Annotated in this window: 16 protein-coding genes; 7 read left to right on the forward strand and 9 right to left on the reverse strand. The window is 54.7% G+C overall.

Annotated features, from left to right (window positions below; all coding sequences use genetic code 11):
* Window positions 1-26 precede the first annotated feature (26 nt).
* Window positions 27-1,076, forward strand: coding sequence for a recombinase RecA (recA, locus tag IQ22_RS07125; protein WP_145140190.1), 1,050 nt, complete (start codon window positions 27-29; stop codon window positions 1,074-1,076).
* A gap of 84 nt (window positions 1,077-1,160) precedes the next feature.
* Window positions 1,161-1,625, forward strand: coding sequence for a recombination regulator RecX (gene recX / locus IQ22_RS07130; RefSeq protein WP_145140193.1), 465 nt, complete (start codon window positions 1,161-1,163; stop codon window positions 1,623-1,625).
* Between the two features lie 127 nt (window positions 1,626-1,752).
* On the opposite strand, the gene IQ22_RS07135 is transcribed toward recX, so the two are convergent.
* From IQ22_RS07135 to IQ22_RS23325, 3 genes are all read right to left on the reverse strand, one after another.
* Window positions 1,753-2,838 (reverse strand): LOG family protein, encoded by a 1,086-nt coding sequence (locus tag IQ22_RS07135; RefSeq protein ID WP_145140196.1) that lies wholly within the window; start codon window positions 2,836-2,838, stop codon window positions 1,753-1,755.
* A 149-nt stretch (window positions 2,839-2,987) separates the two neighbouring features.
* Entirely contained in the window at window positions 2,988-3,392 is a 405-nt protein-coding gene (locus IQ22_RS07140; protein ID WP_145140199.1) for a quorum-sensing-regulated virulence factor family protein, read from the reverse strand.
* A gap of 18 nt (window positions 3,393-3,410) precedes the next feature.
* Complete coding sequence (locus IQ22_RS23325; RefSeq protein ID WP_167654158.1) at window positions 3,411-3,665, reverse strand: hypothetical protein; 255 nt, start codon at window positions 3,663-3,665, stop codon at window positions 3,411-3,413.
* Here IQ22_RS23325 and IQ22_RS07145 point away from each other — a divergent pair.
* The gene (locus IQ22_RS07145) at window positions 3,571-4,326 is read left to right on the forward strand and encodes a tRNA-uridine aminocarboxypropyltransferase (RefSeq protein WP_145140202.1); all 756 of its coding nucleotides are present in this window, start codon (window positions 3,571-3,573) and stop codon (window positions 4,324-4,326) included. The two genes, IQ22_RS23325 and IQ22_RS07145, sit on opposite strands and share 95 nt — an antisense overlap.
* Here IQ22_RS07145 and IQ22_RS07150 read toward each other — a convergent pair whose 3' ends face one another.
* Complete coding sequence (locus IQ22_RS07150) at window positions 4,327-5,226, reverse strand: DMT family transporter (RefSeq protein WP_145140207.1); 900 nt, start codon at window positions 5,224-5,226, stop codon at window positions 4,327-4,329.
* A 156-nt stretch (window positions 5,227-5,382) separates the two neighbouring features.
* Between IQ22_RS07150 and erdR the strand changes: the two genes are divergently transcribed.
* Together erdR and IQ22_RS07160 are read left to right on the forward strand one after the other, a co-directional pair.
* On the forward strand, window positions 5,383-6,027 hold the full coding sequence (gene erdR / locus IQ22_RS07155; protein ID WP_145140210.1) for a response regulator transcription factor ErdR: 645 nt from the start codon (window positions 5,383-5,385) through the stop codon (window positions 6,025-6,027).
* A gap of 71 nt (window positions 6,028-6,098) precedes the next feature.
* A complete protein-coding gene (locus tag IQ22_RS07160) occupies window positions 6,099-6,464 on the forward strand; it encodes a diacylglycerol kinase (RefSeq protein WP_208733620.1) in 366 nt (121 codons plus the stop codon).
* Here the strand turns inward: IQ22_RS07160 and IQ22_RS07165 are convergent.
* On the reverse strand, window positions 6,448-7,395 hold the full coding sequence (locus IQ22_RS07165; protein ID WP_145140216.1) for a LysR family transcriptional regulator: 948 nt from the start codon (window positions 7,393-7,395) through the stop codon (window positions 6,448-6,450). The two genes, IQ22_RS07160 and IQ22_RS07165, sit on opposite strands and share 17 nt — an antisense overlap.
* A 196-nt stretch (window positions 7,396-7,591) precedes the next feature.
* Between IQ22_RS07165 and fpr the strand changes: the two genes are divergently transcribed.
* Window positions 7,592-8,371 (forward strand): ferredoxin-NADP reductase, encoded by a 780-nt coding sequence (fpr, locus tag IQ22_RS07170; RefSeq protein WP_145140219.1) that lies wholly within the window; start codon window positions 7,592-7,594, stop codon window positions 8,369-8,371.
* 133 nt (window positions 8,372-8,504) lie between these two features.
* Here the strand turns inward: fpr and tsaA are convergent, their stop codons facing one another.
* The 3 genes from tsaA to IQ22_RS07185 all read right to left on the reverse strand — a co-directional run bounded on the left by tsaA (window position 8,505) and on the right by IQ22_RS07185 (window position 11,868).
* Window positions 8,505-9,209, reverse strand: a complete 705-nt coding sequence (tsaA, locus tag IQ22_RS07175) for a tRNA (N6-threonylcarbamoyladenosine(37)-N6)-methyltransferase TrmO (RefSeq protein ID WP_145140222.1) — start codon at window positions 9,207-9,209, stop codon at window positions 8,505-8,507.
* Between the two features lie 41 nt (window positions 9,210-9,250).
* A complete protein-coding gene (locus IQ22_RS07180; RefSeq protein ID WP_145140225.1) occupies window positions 9,251-9,514 on the reverse strand; it encodes a hypothetical protein in 264 nt (87 codons plus the stop codon).
* A gap of 77 nt (window positions 9,515-9,591) precedes the next feature.
* Window positions 9,592-11,868, reverse strand: a complete 2,277-nt coding sequence (locus tag IQ22_RS07185; protein ID WP_244308998.1) for a heavy metal translocating P-type ATPase — start codon at window positions 11,866-11,868, stop codon at window positions 9,592-9,594.
* A 39-nt stretch (window positions 11,869-11,907) separates the two neighbouring features.
* Here IQ22_RS07185 and cadR point away from each other — a divergent pair, with 39 nt between their 5' ends.
* Complete coding sequence (gene cadR, locus IQ22_RS07190) at window positions 11,908-12,372, forward strand: Cd(II)/Pb(II)-responsive transcriptional regulator (RefSeq protein ID WP_145140227.1); 465 nt, start codon at window positions 11,908-11,910, stop codon at window positions 12,370-12,372.
* A gap of 124 nt (window positions 12,373-12,496) precedes the next feature.
* Here the strand turns inward: cadR and rimO are convergent, their stop codons facing one another.
* On the reverse strand, window positions 12,497-13,822 hold the full coding sequence (gene rimO, locus IQ22_RS07195) for a 30S ribosomal protein S12 methylthiotransferase RimO (protein WP_145140230.1): 1,326 nt from the start codon (window positions 13,820-13,822) through the stop codon (window positions 12,497-12,499).
* Window positions 13,823-14,339 lie beyond the last annotated feature (517 nt).

Below are 14,339 nucleotides of genomic sequence, written 5' to 3' on the forward strand. Positions count from 1 at the left end.
GGCCCCCTTCTTACGAGAGGAATTTAATGGACGACAACAAGAAGCGCGCCCTGGCCGCGGCCCTGGGTCAGATCGAGCGTCAGTTCGGCAAAGGTGCGGTCATGCGCATGGGCGATCATGATCGCCTGGCAATTCCAGCCATCTCTACCGGCTCGCTGGGTCTGGACATCGCACTCGGTATTGGCGGCTTGCCAAAGGGGCGTATCGTCGAAATCTATGGCCCTGAATCGTCCGGTAAGACGACACTGACCTTGTCTGTTATTGCTGAAGCTCAAAAGCAGGGCGCAACCTGCGCTTTCGTTGATGCCGAGCACGCCTTGGATCCTGATTATGCCAGCAAACTAGGCGTAAACGTGGATGATCTGCTGGTATCGCAGCCGGATACCGGTGAGCAAGCGCTGGAAATCACCGATATGCTGGTGCGTTCCAATGCTGTTGACGTAATCATCGTTGACTCTGTTGCGGCCCTGGTTCCTAAAGCAGAAATCGAAGGTGAAATGGGTGATATGCATGTGGGTCTGCAGGCACGCTTGATGTCCCAGGCTCTGCGCAAGATCACAGGCAATATCAAGAACGCTAATTGCCTGGTTATTTTCATCAACCAGATCCGTATGAAGATTGGTGTGATGTTTGGTAACCCCGAAACCACGACTGGCGGTAATGCGCTGAAGTTCTACTCTTCTGTCCGCCTGGATATCCGTCGTACCGGTGCCGTGAAGGAAGGTGACGAAGTTGTCGGCAGCGAAACGCGTGTCAAGGTTGTCAAAAATAAGGTAGCGCCCCCGTTCCGGCAGGCTGAATTCCAGATTCTTTACGGTAAAGGTATCTACCGTAACGGTGAAATCATCGATCTGGGTGTGCAGCTGGGAATGGTTGAAAAATCTGGTGCCTGGTACAGCTACCAGGGTACTAAGATTGGTCAGGGCAAGGCTAATGCAGCCAAATTCCTGGAAGAAAACACTGACGTTCGTAGTGCATTGGACAAGAGCATTCGCGAAAAGCTGCTTAATCAAGCACCTGCCAAAGGTGCGGCAGAGCTGGCTGAAGCGGAAGAAAGCCTTAATACGGATCTTTAAGTCTCCGCTTTACAAAACCCCGCTTCGGCGGGGTTTTTTATTGAAACGGTTTTACATTGTTTAAATACCCATAGGAGCGTTTGAATGCCTGCTTTGCTCGATACGCCTGCTGCCGTTAGGGTGGCTGCTATGGATTTACTGGCCAGACGAGAGCATGGGCGTCAGGAGCTGGCCAGAAAACTGCGTAAGCGAGGCGCGCCTGCAGAGCTGATTGATGAAGCGTTGGATCGATTGGCGGAGCAGGGGCTTCTCAATGAGGGACGTTACCTGGAAAGCTACATCGCTAGCCGCGCCCGCGCTGGATACGGGCCGATGCGTATTCGCGAAGAGTTGTCCCAGCGAGGCTTGTCGCGAAGCGATATTGAACAGGCGCTCAATGCATGTGGTGAGGACTGGACTGCCCACTTGCATGAAGTATGGCGACGCAAATTCTCTGGAAGGCTTCCGAAAGATATGAAAGAACGTGCTCAGCAGGGACGCTTTCTCAGTTACCGAGGGTTTGCCCTGGACAGTATCGGAAAATTACTGCGTGGTGCGCCGGAAGACTAGTAGGCGAGGTGTGGAACCAGTTGTTCTGTGGATAGGTTTGCGGCTCTACAGCATCAGCATGATGTCTTAAGCAAACCTCTGGCTTAGAGCACTAAAGAGCCCGCCTGGGCGAGCTTTTTCTGGTATGTCAGGCGTTCTTGTGTAACCAGTGAGCCGGATCGTTGATCGTGTCGATTAATTCACGCAAGCGCCCATAGTTCCGGGCATGAAAATCGAAGGATAACTGATTCAGATGAGCGAACTCCGGCTCGTCCGGTACGACCTCGCTATAGGGCTGTTGGGTAAAGCTACCGCTTCGGCAGAGGTCTGCAAATTGCTGATTCACCAGTGTCAACGCTTCAGGCGTAAGTTCATGATTCAAGCGCATGATAAATCGCCCATGTAGCCAGCGTGTCGAATGAAAATTGCTGTAAAATCGGCTGATGACATCGGCTGCGGCTTCTGAAGTATGTGCCAGGGTTGCGAGCTTGAGATCGCTGGGAAGAATATACCGTGCCTCCGCCAGGTTTTTCCTGAAAAAGGCCATGGCATCCTCCCAGAATGTACCGTCGGGAGTGTCCAGCAGGACGACAGGAACCAGAGGACTTTTTCCTGTCTGGATCAGGGTTAGCACTTCAAAGGTTTCGTCTAATGTGCCGAAACCGCCTGGGCAGAGAACCAGCGCGTCCGCTTCTTTAAGAAAGAATAACTTACGTACATAAAAGAAGTGGAACGACAACACATGATCGGTCCCCTCTATCGTAGGATTGGCACGCTGCTCGAAGGGAAGGGTAATGTTGAACCCCAAACTGTTTTCCAGGCCGGCCCCTTCGTGAGCGGCGGCCATGATGCCGCCACCTCCACCGGTAATAACCATCATGTCACGCTGCGCCAGGGCTTTGCCCAGTTTATGTGCCAGCACATAGAGCGAATGATCGATCGCTGTACGGGCAGAACCGAAAACGGTGACCTTGCGGCGGCGTTTGTATTGTTCGAGCGCCCGAAATGCCTGCTCCATTTCCCGCAGCGTCTGCATCATGATCTTTGCATCCCAGCGGCTGCGATCTGCCTGCGCCATGCGAATGACCGTCAGTAACATGTCGCGGTATAAGGCCTGATTGGGACTGTTCGGCGGCACCGTATGTGCGATCAGCTCGTCGATTTTTTGGGAAAGGTCTTCCGCGCTGGCCTGGACATGACGAGACAGATAGTCTTCTGGTGAGTCTGTATGCATCGAGATAGCCCTCATGACTACGATAGTACCGGTCAGTCTGTTGTATCGGGCCGGGTCATATCGTTACAGGATAGGATGCGGGAAAAACAAGAGGCCATATGTATGGTGTATGGCGGCCATGCGGTTTGGACCGCCAAGACCGCATAGGGTTACTGGCTCAGGCCGCAGTCCGCCGCTTCGAAGCGCTCGGTGGCGACAGGGCGGTTGGTCTGGTACTCGGTAAAGCTGTAGACGAGCGTAGCGCCACGGGCCAGCAATTGGCGATAACCCGTGTTACGGCAGACGCTGGTAGCCAGCTGTGTACGTACGGTTGCCGGATTGGCTGCCATCTGGACAGCATGGCTGGGTCGTACACTCAGGTGATTAATAAGCTGCCGACCTTCGACAGTATAGCCTTGGTCGAGAATGTCTTCATTAATAGCGCGGGGCGTTCCCTGGCTACTTTCCTTGGCTACCTTTTGCAGCATTTGCGTCAGCTCCTGCTCTTTCAGCGAAGCAGCCTGGGCAGCGAAGGGAAGGGTAAGGCAGAGCGCAAGGGCAATATGACGCAGCATTGAATTCTCCAGAACAGATCAGGTTCGCTTCGACCACGGGATAGCCATGATGTTCGCGAGGTCGGGCCAATAGCCCTGACAGGCAAGAGTACTCTTCTCGCCGAACCTTTCAAAATGACAGGCGCGCAGCAAATGGGTTTTGCTAGACTCACTGGCTGAAATTACGCAGTTTTTCTCAATGTCCAATCCCTCTGATTCCACCCCGGCCGTATCATCCAATGCCGTAGCCAACTTACGCTTGGAGCGGTTGGCTCGTAGTACCAAACCTTTCATGGCGCGGGGTTCCCGTCTGCAACGCTGCGAGGGTTGTCGTCTCGCCGTTACTCATTGCTTTTGTGCCTGGCGACCTCGTATGACGTCCCGTTCGGGAGCCTGCCTGATCATGCATGACGTAGAGCCGCTCAAGCCAAGCAATACGGGGTGGCTGATCGCGGATGTGGTAACAGACAGCTTTGCCTTCACATGGTCACGAACCGCTGTCGAGGAAAAGCTGCTGGCATTGTTGGGCGATCCTCAATGGCAGCCTTATCTGGTATTTCCCGCCGAGTATGCAGCGCCTGGCCGGGGCGTCGAGGAAGTAATGCCAGAAGAAGGCCGGCGGCCTCTTTTTGTACTGCTGGATGCGACGTGGACCGAAGCGCGCAAGATGTTTCGCAAGAGTCCTTATCTGGACCATTTACCGGTACTCAGCCTGACTCCCGAGGCGCACTCACGTTATCGCCTGCGACGTTCGACCCGCAGCGAGCACCTTTGTACGGCGGAGGTCGCAGCCCTTTGCCTGGATCTGGCGGGAGACGATAGGGCCGCTTCCGCACTGGATGCCTATTTGGACGTATTTAGTGAGCGCTATCTGGATGCCAAGCATAATAGGCCAGCAGATACGGATAGCTCTGCCCATCGACAACTTGAGCCCTTTCTGCCCAACCGGCGCTGATCAGTTGGTGAGTTTGGGTTCGATCACAGTTTTCTTGGGCCACAACTGGGCGAGCAGCATGCCGGCGAACATTAATGCGCAGCCAACATAGCCGCGGGGTGCCAAGGCCTCATCTAGAAGCCAGGCACCGAACAGCGCAGCAAATACCGCTTCGAGAGAAAACAACACAGCGGCATGGGATGCGATCGCGCCCCGCTGAGCCACAACCTGCAAGGTATAGCCGATTCCGGCTGCGATAATGCCGCCATAGAGCAGGGTGGGCATGGCGCTGACGATACTGTCGGCTTTGATGGGCTCGAACAAGACAGCCAGTGTCAGGCTAATAACGGCACAGACCAGAAACTGAATGATGGATAGTAAAGTAGCGTCGTGGCGATTGGCGTAATGCCCTACGACCAGTACATGCGCACCCCAGGCAAACGCACCAGCCAGTTGTAGCCAGTCTCCCGATGCAATATGAAAGTTGTCGCCAATGCTGAGCAAGGCCATGCCTGCCACCGCCAGCAAGGCACCCATCCACGTGCCTATGTGGGTTCGCTCGCCGAAGAGAAGCCCTAGAATAGGAACAATGATTACATAAAGACCAGTAATGAAGCCTGAGTTGGTTACGCTCGTGAACAGCAGGCCAACCTGCTGCAGATTGATGCCAATGGAAAGCAGCAGGCCCATTAGCCCGCCACCTAGTAGAACCTGTCGATTAATCTGAATAGATGCCTGGGAAAATCGATGGAGAAGTAAGAGAACCGGTATCAAGGTCAGGGCCCCTAGGAGGAAGCGCAGGCCTGAAAATAAAAAAGGACCGATGAAGTCCATACCTGCCCGCTGAGCGATAAAGGCGCTGCCCCAGATGATAGCGGTGAGCAACATAAGGATATCGGCACGTAGGGCTTGGGTACGCATGGCAGGCTCGTTTAAATAGAGGCCACTACTCTGCCGGATCACCGTTGCGTTGGGAAGCCTGTGAGGCTGGTCTCAAAGTGCCTTGACCCTTGCCGAGGTGCTGGGCATTCTGCTCACTCTGTGAGAGATAGAAACATAATAAGGACCCCATAACCGATGGCCGCCTATCAAATCCTCATCGCGGATGACCATCCGCTGTTCCGCAGCGCCTTGCAACAGGCCTTGACGCTGGGGCTGGGACAGGAGGCTCAGCTGGTAGAAGCAGCGAGTATCGCTGAGCTTGAAGCTCAACTAACTCACAAGGGTGATTGGGATCTGGTTCTGCTCGATCTCAATATGCCAGGCGCTTATGGCTTTTCCGGGCTGGTTCTGTTGCGGGGGCAATACCCGCATCTCCCTGTGGTCATGGTGTCGGCCCAGGAAGAAGCAGCGGTAGTACAGCGTGCTCGAGAGTTTGGAGCCAGCGGCTTTATTCCTAAGTCCAGTGATCTCGAAACGATTCAGCATGCCGTACGTACCGTATTGGATGGCGATACCTGGTGGCCACAGGGCGAAGCGGGAGCTGTGCTTAGCGAGGAAGCCAAGGCTGCGAGTGCAGGGTTGGCCAGTCTTACGCCGCAACAGTTTAGGGTATTAACCATGGTGTGCGATGGCTTGCTCAATAAGCAGATCGCCTATGAGCTGAGTGTTTCCGAGGCGACCGTAAAGGCCCATGTAACAGCCATTTTTCGCAAGCTAGGCGTGCGGACACGGACCCAGGCGGCACTGCTGCTTCAGCAGCTAGAGTCCATGCCGTCCTGATGCAGATTTTCACGTTTTTTCGACTGTTCTTACGCTAGGCTTGTTGATCTTTCGCATGGAATTTTTGCGTGATTTCTCCTTATAAGGGCAAAACTGGCCTCAAGCGTGTCGTCAAAGCCACAGGCTACTCTCTGGCTGGTTTGCAAGTGGCATTCAAAAACGAGGCAGCGTTTCGCTCATTGCTATTGTTGAGCCTCATTCTCATACCTTTAGCTTTCTGGGTTGACGTTTCCCGTGGCGAGCGAGCCCTGATGGTTGGGGTATGTCTCCTGTCGCTTATCGTTGAGCTGTTCAATGCGGCGATCGAGGCGGTTGTAGACCGGGTCTCGCTGGATTGGCACGAACTATCCAAGAACGCCAAGGATCTGGGCAGTGCAGCACAATTCGTTGCCATGGGAATGATCGCTGCCGTCTGGCTGATCATTCTGCTGGGGTGACCCGTTCGGCGAAAGGCGGCAGCTCAATTTGGTCGCTGCGTGCAATGCCCTGCGTGAGTTGACGGCATAGCGCCAGAAACTCAGTCATGGCAGCCGTTTGATACTTCTGCCGATGCCAGATAAAGCAAAATTGCCGTCGTAAGTCTAAATCTGGAGTATGAATCGGTACTAAACTGCCTCGCTCGAAGGCGTCGCGCAGGGCCAGGCGGGAAATGCAGCCGATCCCCAAACCAGACTCTACCGCGCGAATAATGGCCTCGGTATGTTCGAGTTCGAGGCGAATATTCAACGGTGCTGCGTGATGGCGCATGGCTTGGTCAAACGTCAGGCGTGTACCCGAGCCTTGCTCCCGAAGAATCCAGGCTTGTTGCACCAAAGTAGGCATTCCCACATGGGACTTATTCGCCAGAGAGTGCTGGGGGGCGCAGAATACGACCAGTTCATCTTCTATCCAGGGGTGCACTTCAATGTCTCCATCCTGGCAGTCACCTTCGATCAGGCCTAAATCGATATCGTGATTGGCGACCCGTTGTACGATATGCGCTGTGTTATGCACGTGCAGGCGAACCCGACAGTCTGGATAGCGCTGCATGAATGTTCCGAGAAGCAGGGTAGCGAGATAGTTGCCGATGGTCAGTGTAGCGCCTACTTCAAGCGAGCCGAATCCGGTCTTACCTCGCAACAGGTTTTCGATCTCGGCGCTACGGTCGAGCAGGGCCACAGCCTTAGGTAATAATTGCCGACCCAGGGCATTGAGCGTCAACCGTTTCCCCGCCCGGTCGAACAGTTTGCAGTCAAACTGACGCTCCAGTTCGCCTAATGCCGTGCTGGTTGCGGATTGGGACAAGGCCAGTGTTTCCGCTGCGCGTGAAACGCTCTCTAGACGGGCCACGCCGACAAACACTTCAAGTTGACGCAAGGTAAATTTCATATCTGCTCACTGGATAAGGGATATCCGAATTATTCATTTTACGGATATTGTGGCCTTCTATAAAATTCCGCGCAAATGCGCTTGGTCGCGTCTTTTTGTTAAACCCGATCCAGAGCGGTCACACGTGCAGGTAGTCCCGCCTCCGCGAGACAGAGCCGGGCAGTAGCGTCTTTGGGCAGGTTATTAGGAGTTTTTCATGAGCAATCTGTACACCGAGCGCGTCCTGAGCGTTCATCACTGGAACGACACGCTGTTTAGTTTCAAGACTACCCGTAATCCGGGCCTGCGTTTCGAAAATGGTCAGTTCGTTATGATTGGTCTGGAAACTGAAGGCGGCCGTCCTTTGATGCGCGCCTATAGTATTGCCAGTCCCAATTATGAAGAGCATTTGGAGTTCTTCAGCATTAAGGTTCCGGATGGTCCGCTAACGTCTCGTTTGCAGCACCTGAAGGAAGGCGACAACCTGATGGTAAGTCGCAAGCCTACCGGCACGCTGATCCTGAGTGACCTGAAGCCAGGCAAACACCTGTACCTGCTGAGCACTGGTACGGGCATGGCACCGTTCCTGAGCACTATTCAGGATCCGGAAACCTACGAGCGTTTCGAAAAGGTGATTCTGGTTCACGGCGTGCGTTATGTGAATGAGCTGGCCTATGCCGACTTCATTACCAAGGCTCTACCTGAGCACGAATACTTTGGCGATATGGTTCGCGACAAGCTGATTTATTACCCGCTCGTAACCCGTGAAGAGTTCCGTAACATGGGCCGTCAGACTGATCTGATGCGCAGCGGCAAACTGTTCGAGGATATCGGCCTTCCGCCGATCAATCCGCAGGACGACCGCGCCATGATCTGTGGCAGCCCCAGCATGCTGGACGAAACCAGCGAAGTGCTGAACGAGTTCGGGCTGACTATTTCGCCGCGTATGGGCGACCCGGGCGACTACCTGATCGAACGCGCTTTCGTTGAGAAGTAAGCGCCATCAGGTTTATCGAAACCCGCCTTCATGGCGGGTTTTTTTGTGCCTGTACGCTTGTATCTGCAAGGCAGATACGCGTCTAGGGTAGCGCTGCAGAACTACTCTATAGGCCAGTTCTGTAGATAGACGCTCAGGATGTTGTGTCAGTCGGCTCGATATCCAGCACACGAATAATGCCCGATTCTGGATAGTGCCAATGTACGTCCACATCCCATAGCCGAACCCCGTAACGGCGCTCTGGCGATGGTATCTGATAGGCCGGGCGCGGATCTTGAGTCAGGCATTGCTCGATCAGATCAGCCAAAGGCTCGCCTAGTCTTTGGCCGTGTTGCTCTGCTTGCAATCGAGCAGCGTCTGTCCAGCGTACTGGTATCACAGGAGGAGAGGCGTCCGCTATGGTGTTACAGGCCGCCGGAATGGCATCGGCATAAGGAACATAGGGTTTGATATCCAGTATGGGAGTGCCATCCAGCAAGTCGATGCCTGAAAGTCTCAAGCGGCCTGGTTCAATAGCATCCAATGTCACGACAGACTGACCAATACCGTTAGGGCGATGAGTGGCACGTGTCGCAAATACACCCAGCGAGCGGTTGCCGCCCAAACGTGGCGGGCGAACCTTCAAGCGGGGCTTTTCCTCCAGCGTCTGATGAAACAGGAACAGCAGCCAGACGTGACTGACCTGTTCGAGTCCCTGTACCGCGTCCGGGTGATCAAAGGGAGGCAGCAGTTCCAATACGCCGCGAGCGGCAGGTGCCAGGTGCGGCTGACGAGGAATGGCGAATTTCTCCTTGAAGCAGGAGCGGATATAGCCGATAGGGGAGACGCTGTAGGTCATAGCGGGCTGCACAGGGAAACTGGCCCGCTATGTTACCTTGTTCAGGTATGACCCTCACTCATGCGCTTGGAGGATGCCAGCTGGTTGCGGCGGACGCCTCGAACGTTCATGAAGGCCAGGCCTAATTGTAAGAGTATGAGGGCATAAGCTTGGGTATGAAGACCCCAGGTAACCCATAAGGCATTGCTGACAAGAAAACACCAGAATCCCATGTTGCGGCGATTTTCACGTTGAGAGGCTACCAGCCAGGCCGCGATCAGAGTCACGGCCATGGCAGGCCACTGCAGTAAATCAATGTAGTCCATGAACCATTCCTGCTAACAGACTTTATGCAGAGCGTTCTGTCCGCCAGGGAGTTCCTGCAGTACGTCGGCCGGCTGGGCTAACGATGGCGGATCAGCCTCAGGCCGTTTGCAACTACCAGCAGGCTGGTCCCCATGTCGGCAAAGACGGCCATCCAGAGCGTAGCTTCACCCATAAGCGTAAGAATCAGGAATATTGCCTTGATGCCCAATGCTAGTGCGATGTTCTGCATCAGAATCCGATAGGTGCTCCGAGAAAGGCGGATGAAGTCTGGCAACTTGCGCAGGTCATCGTCCATCAGTGCTACATCTGCCGTCTCGATAGCCGTATCGGTACCAGCAGCGCCCATGGCGAAGCCGATATTGGCCTGTGCTAGAGCAGGGGCGTCATTGATTCCATCGCCTACCATGCCGATGACCGCACTATTCTTTTGCTTTCGCTGCAGAATTGAAAGTTTGTCCTCAGGCAATAACGACCCATGTGCCTCATCAATTCCTACTTGTTCGGCAATACGGCTAACGCTGTGCGGATTATCGCCACTGAGTACCATGGTTTTCACGCCTAGTGCATGAAGAGCTGCGATGGCTTCACGGCTGGTTTCCCTAACTTGGTCAGCGATGACAAACAACGCGAGTACCTGTTGTTCATCAGCAAGCGCCACTACGCTTTGACCTTTCTGCTCCAACTCTTCGATGCGCTGCCAGAGACTATGGGAAGCCAACCCCAGGCTCTCCAGCAGGCGACGATTGCCCAGAAAATAGACCTGATCACTGATGCGGCCCTGAACGCCTTGCCCTGGCCGAGCCGCAAACTCCTTTACCTCCTTCACGGCCATGCCTTCTTTTAATAAGGCATGGCTAAGGGCTTGGGAGATCGGGTGATCTGAGCGCGCAGACAGGCTGGCGGCCCATTCCAATGCGGCACGGTCGTGCTCCGTTAGCAAAATACGCTCGACCACATGCGGTTTACCTTGCGTAAGCGTGCCGGTCTTGTCGAGAGCAATCCACTGGAGCAAGCGGCCTTGCTCCAGAAACGTTCCACCTTTTACTAGAATTCCTCGACGTGCCGCAGCCGACAGTCCGCTGACAATCGTGACCGGTGTTGAGATAACAAGGGCGCATGGGCAGGCAATGACAAGTAATACCAGCCCTTTATAAAGCCAGTCCAGCCATCCACCCCAACCAAACAGGGGCGGAAAGATAGCTATTGCCATAGCGATCAGAACGACGGCAGGAGTGTAGATGCGAGAGAAGCGATCGACGAATCGTTGAGTAGGCGCGCGGACCCCTTGGGCTTGTTCTACGGCATGGATGATGCGGGCCAGGGTGCTGTCGTCTGCGCGGCGAGTAACACGGTACTCCAGACTGCCTTCGCCGTTAATGGTGCCGGCAAACAATCTATCACCGGGCACCTTGTCGACCGGTAGGCTCTCTCCCGTAATAGGTGCCTGATTGACGCTTGAATGGCCCGTTTCTACCTGTCCATCCAGCGCAATCCGCTCCCCGGGCTTTACCCGGACGAGAGCATCCAGCTTAACGTCTTTGGCCGGTAGCGTAGACCAGGTTCCATTCGCGTGACGCACCGTCGCGCTTTCCGGAGCGAGGGCCATCAGTCCCTGAATAGCAGTCCGGGCGCGATCCAGTGACTGCGCTTCAATCACTTCAGCTATAGCGAACAGCACACTGACCATGGCCGCTTCAGGCCAGTGACCAATCAACAACGCACCGGTCACTGCAATGCTCATCAGGGCATTGATATTAAGAGTGCAGTGCTTGATGGCAATCCAGCCTTTGCGGTATGCCGGCACTCCAGCCATGGCAATGGCCAGCAGAGCCAGTAGTGCTACGGCAATTTCAGGTACGCCGCCCAGCCACTCGCATACTTCCGCTGCCAGGGCTGCGATCAAACCTGCACCCAATGGCCACCACGATTTTTTCGCTGGGATTGGGGTGGCTTGTTTATCGCGTTGCCCTGTCTCAACGGCTTGCATGCCCAGTCGGCTGATTTGAGCTTTTAACGGCTCGGCATCGGCGTAGCGATGGCGAACCCGTAGAACGCGTTGCATGAGGTTGAACTCAAGCGCTTCGACGGCGTCCAGCTTGGCAAATGCATCACGGATAAGACGCTCTTCAGTAGGGCAGTCCATAGCTTCGATACGTAGGCTTACCCAATGCGAACGGTTTGTAGCCTTAGGTTCGGCGATACCTTGCAGGCTGTTGGAAGCAGGTGAAAGAGAAGGCCCTGAGTGGCTGCCGCAGCAGGTTTTCTCCTGAGGCTCACAGCAGGAAGACGGTTTGGGTCCACAGCAGGATGACTCATGCACCATGACAACCTCCATTGACAGTAAGGTTTTCATTGCACACCCTGTAGCTACTACAGAGTCAAGGAGTAAGTGATGAAAATTGGTGAATTAGCCAGTCGCACAGGATGCTCCGTCGAAACGATTCGGTATTACGAGCGCGAAGGGCTATTGCCTGCCGCCGTTCGCACGGCGGGCAATTATCGACACTATAGCGACGCGCATCTGGAGCGGCTGACCTTTATCCGGCACTGTCGCTCACTGGACATGACACAGGGCGAGATTCGCTCCTTATTACAGTTGCGGGACCAGCCTGAGCCGGATTGTTGTCGGGTTAATGAGCTGATCGATGATCATATTCACCATGTAGAGGTGAGGATTCGAGAGCTGACCGACCTGCGTAGGCAACTGACCGAGTTGCGTCAGCACTGCTCGGGGAGGATGCCTAGCGATGCCTGCGGGATCATTCGCGAGTTAGAACAGCCAGCCGGGCAGTCAATATTGGGCGAGGCGTGTAGTCAGGCGGGGCATGATCATGTCCCGGGAGTGCATAGACGCTAGCTCAGGATAAATAGTGCCTAGATGTGAGGATTGTTTGCAAGAAGCGATAGGCGCAGCGCACGGCACCGTTTGTTTCCATAAAAAAGCCCTGCAATCGCAGGGCTCTTCGTGGATCAAGACCGGCTTATAGCGTCTCGGCCCATAGATCGTACTCGTCCGCATCGGTCACACGAACCCAGACCTTATCGCCGGGCTTCAAATCGTGCTCTCTGTTGACGTACACGTTGCCGTCGATCTCCGGTGCATCGGCATAGGAGCGGCCAATAGCGCCTTGTTCATCGACCTCATCAATCAGTACTTCGATTTCCTGGCCAACCTTCAATTGCAGGCGAGCCGCGGAGATGGCCTGCTGATGCGCCATGAAGCGCTCCCAACGATCCTGCTTTACATCATCTGGAACAGCACCTTCCAGCTCGTTGGCTGGCGCGCCCTCTACAGGGGAGTATTGGAAGCAGCCAACGCGATCCAGCTGAGCTTCGGTCAGCCAGTTCAGCAAGTATTGGAAGTCTTCTTCCGTCTCGCCGGGGAAGCCAACGATAAAGGTAGAGCGGATGGTGAGTTCAGGGCAGATCTCACGCCACTTCTTGATACGCGCCAGGGTTCGGTCTTCGAAGGCCGGACGCTTCATGGCTTTGAGTACCTTGGGACTGGCATGCTGGAAAGGAATATCCAGATACGGGAGGATCTTCCCTTCAGCCATCAGCGGAATGATGTCGTCCACGTTCGGGTAGGGGTAGACGTAATGCATACGCACCCAGACACCCATGCTACTCAAGGCCTCGCATAACTCCAGCATCCGGGTCTTGACCGGTTGGCCGTTCCAGAAACCGGTACGGTATTTGAGGTCTACGCCATAGGCGCTGGTGTCCTGCGAGATGACCAGCAGTTCTTTCACGCCGGCCTTAACCAGGCGCTGTGCCTCGTCGAGCACGTCACCGATCGGGCGGCTGACCAGATCGCCACGCATGGACGGGATAATGCAGAAGCTGCAGCGATGATTACAGCCTTCGGAAATCTTGAGATAGGCATAGTGACGCGGGGTCAGCTTGATACCTTGCGGCGGAACCAAATCGATCAGCGGGTTGTGATCGCGTCTGGGCGGAACCACTTCATGGACAGCCGTCACGACCTGCTCGTACTGCTGCGGGCCGGTAACAGCCAATACACTTGGATGCACGTCACGAATCGCTGACTCTTCAACGCCCATGCAGCCGGTTACGATGACTCGGCCGTTTTCAGCCAAGGCCTCGCCAATTACTTCCAGGGACTCGGCCTTGGCGCTATCGATGAAGCCGCAGGTATTGACCACTACCACGTCAGCATCCTCGTACGTAGGGACAACCTCGTAACCTTCCATGCGAAGCTGGGTCAGGATGCGTTCGGAGTCGACCAGGGCTTTAGGGCAGCCGAGGCTGACGAAGCCGACTTTAGGCGTGGCGGGGGTGGACATGGCTAACCTCAGAAGGTGCGCAGAACGCGCAGCTGATCAAAAAACGCGCGATTTTATCTGCGGGGGCCCTACCTGAGAAGAGGCACGACTGGCTTTTATGCCTACTTCAGGGGTAGTTGGTCTGATTTCTGTCAGTAAAGCACTTCTCTATGACGTTTTTAGCGATTTACTTGGGTGCCTGCCAGAGGAGCGCTATTTTTCCAGGTTAGCGGATTTTGTTGTGACACAACATTAAGAGGCTTGGATAGTGTCTCGTTCTGCTTCTCACATTGCCTGTCCAGAAGCAAACTCTAGGTGGAAGCGCTATCACTAAAGGATAGGTTTGTTTCTACGTATGCGCGTCTGTTCCGTTTCAATGTAGATCAGATAGTAACCCTATACCGGCTTTGTAACCGCTCTGCTGTCTGCACGGAACTCACGCAGGGGAATGATGCTCCGTTTAGAAGCCGCTTGGCGTGGAATTGGAGATCATCATGACAACACGTCGTCGCTTCATTGCAGTACTCCCTTGGCGCAT

The sequence above is a fragment of the Pseudomonas duriflava genome, assembly GCF_007830155.1.
Taxonomy (GTDB): domain Bacteria; phylum Pseudomonadota; class Gammaproteobacteria; order Pseudomonadales; family Pseudomonadaceae; genus Chryseomonas; species Chryseomonas duriflava.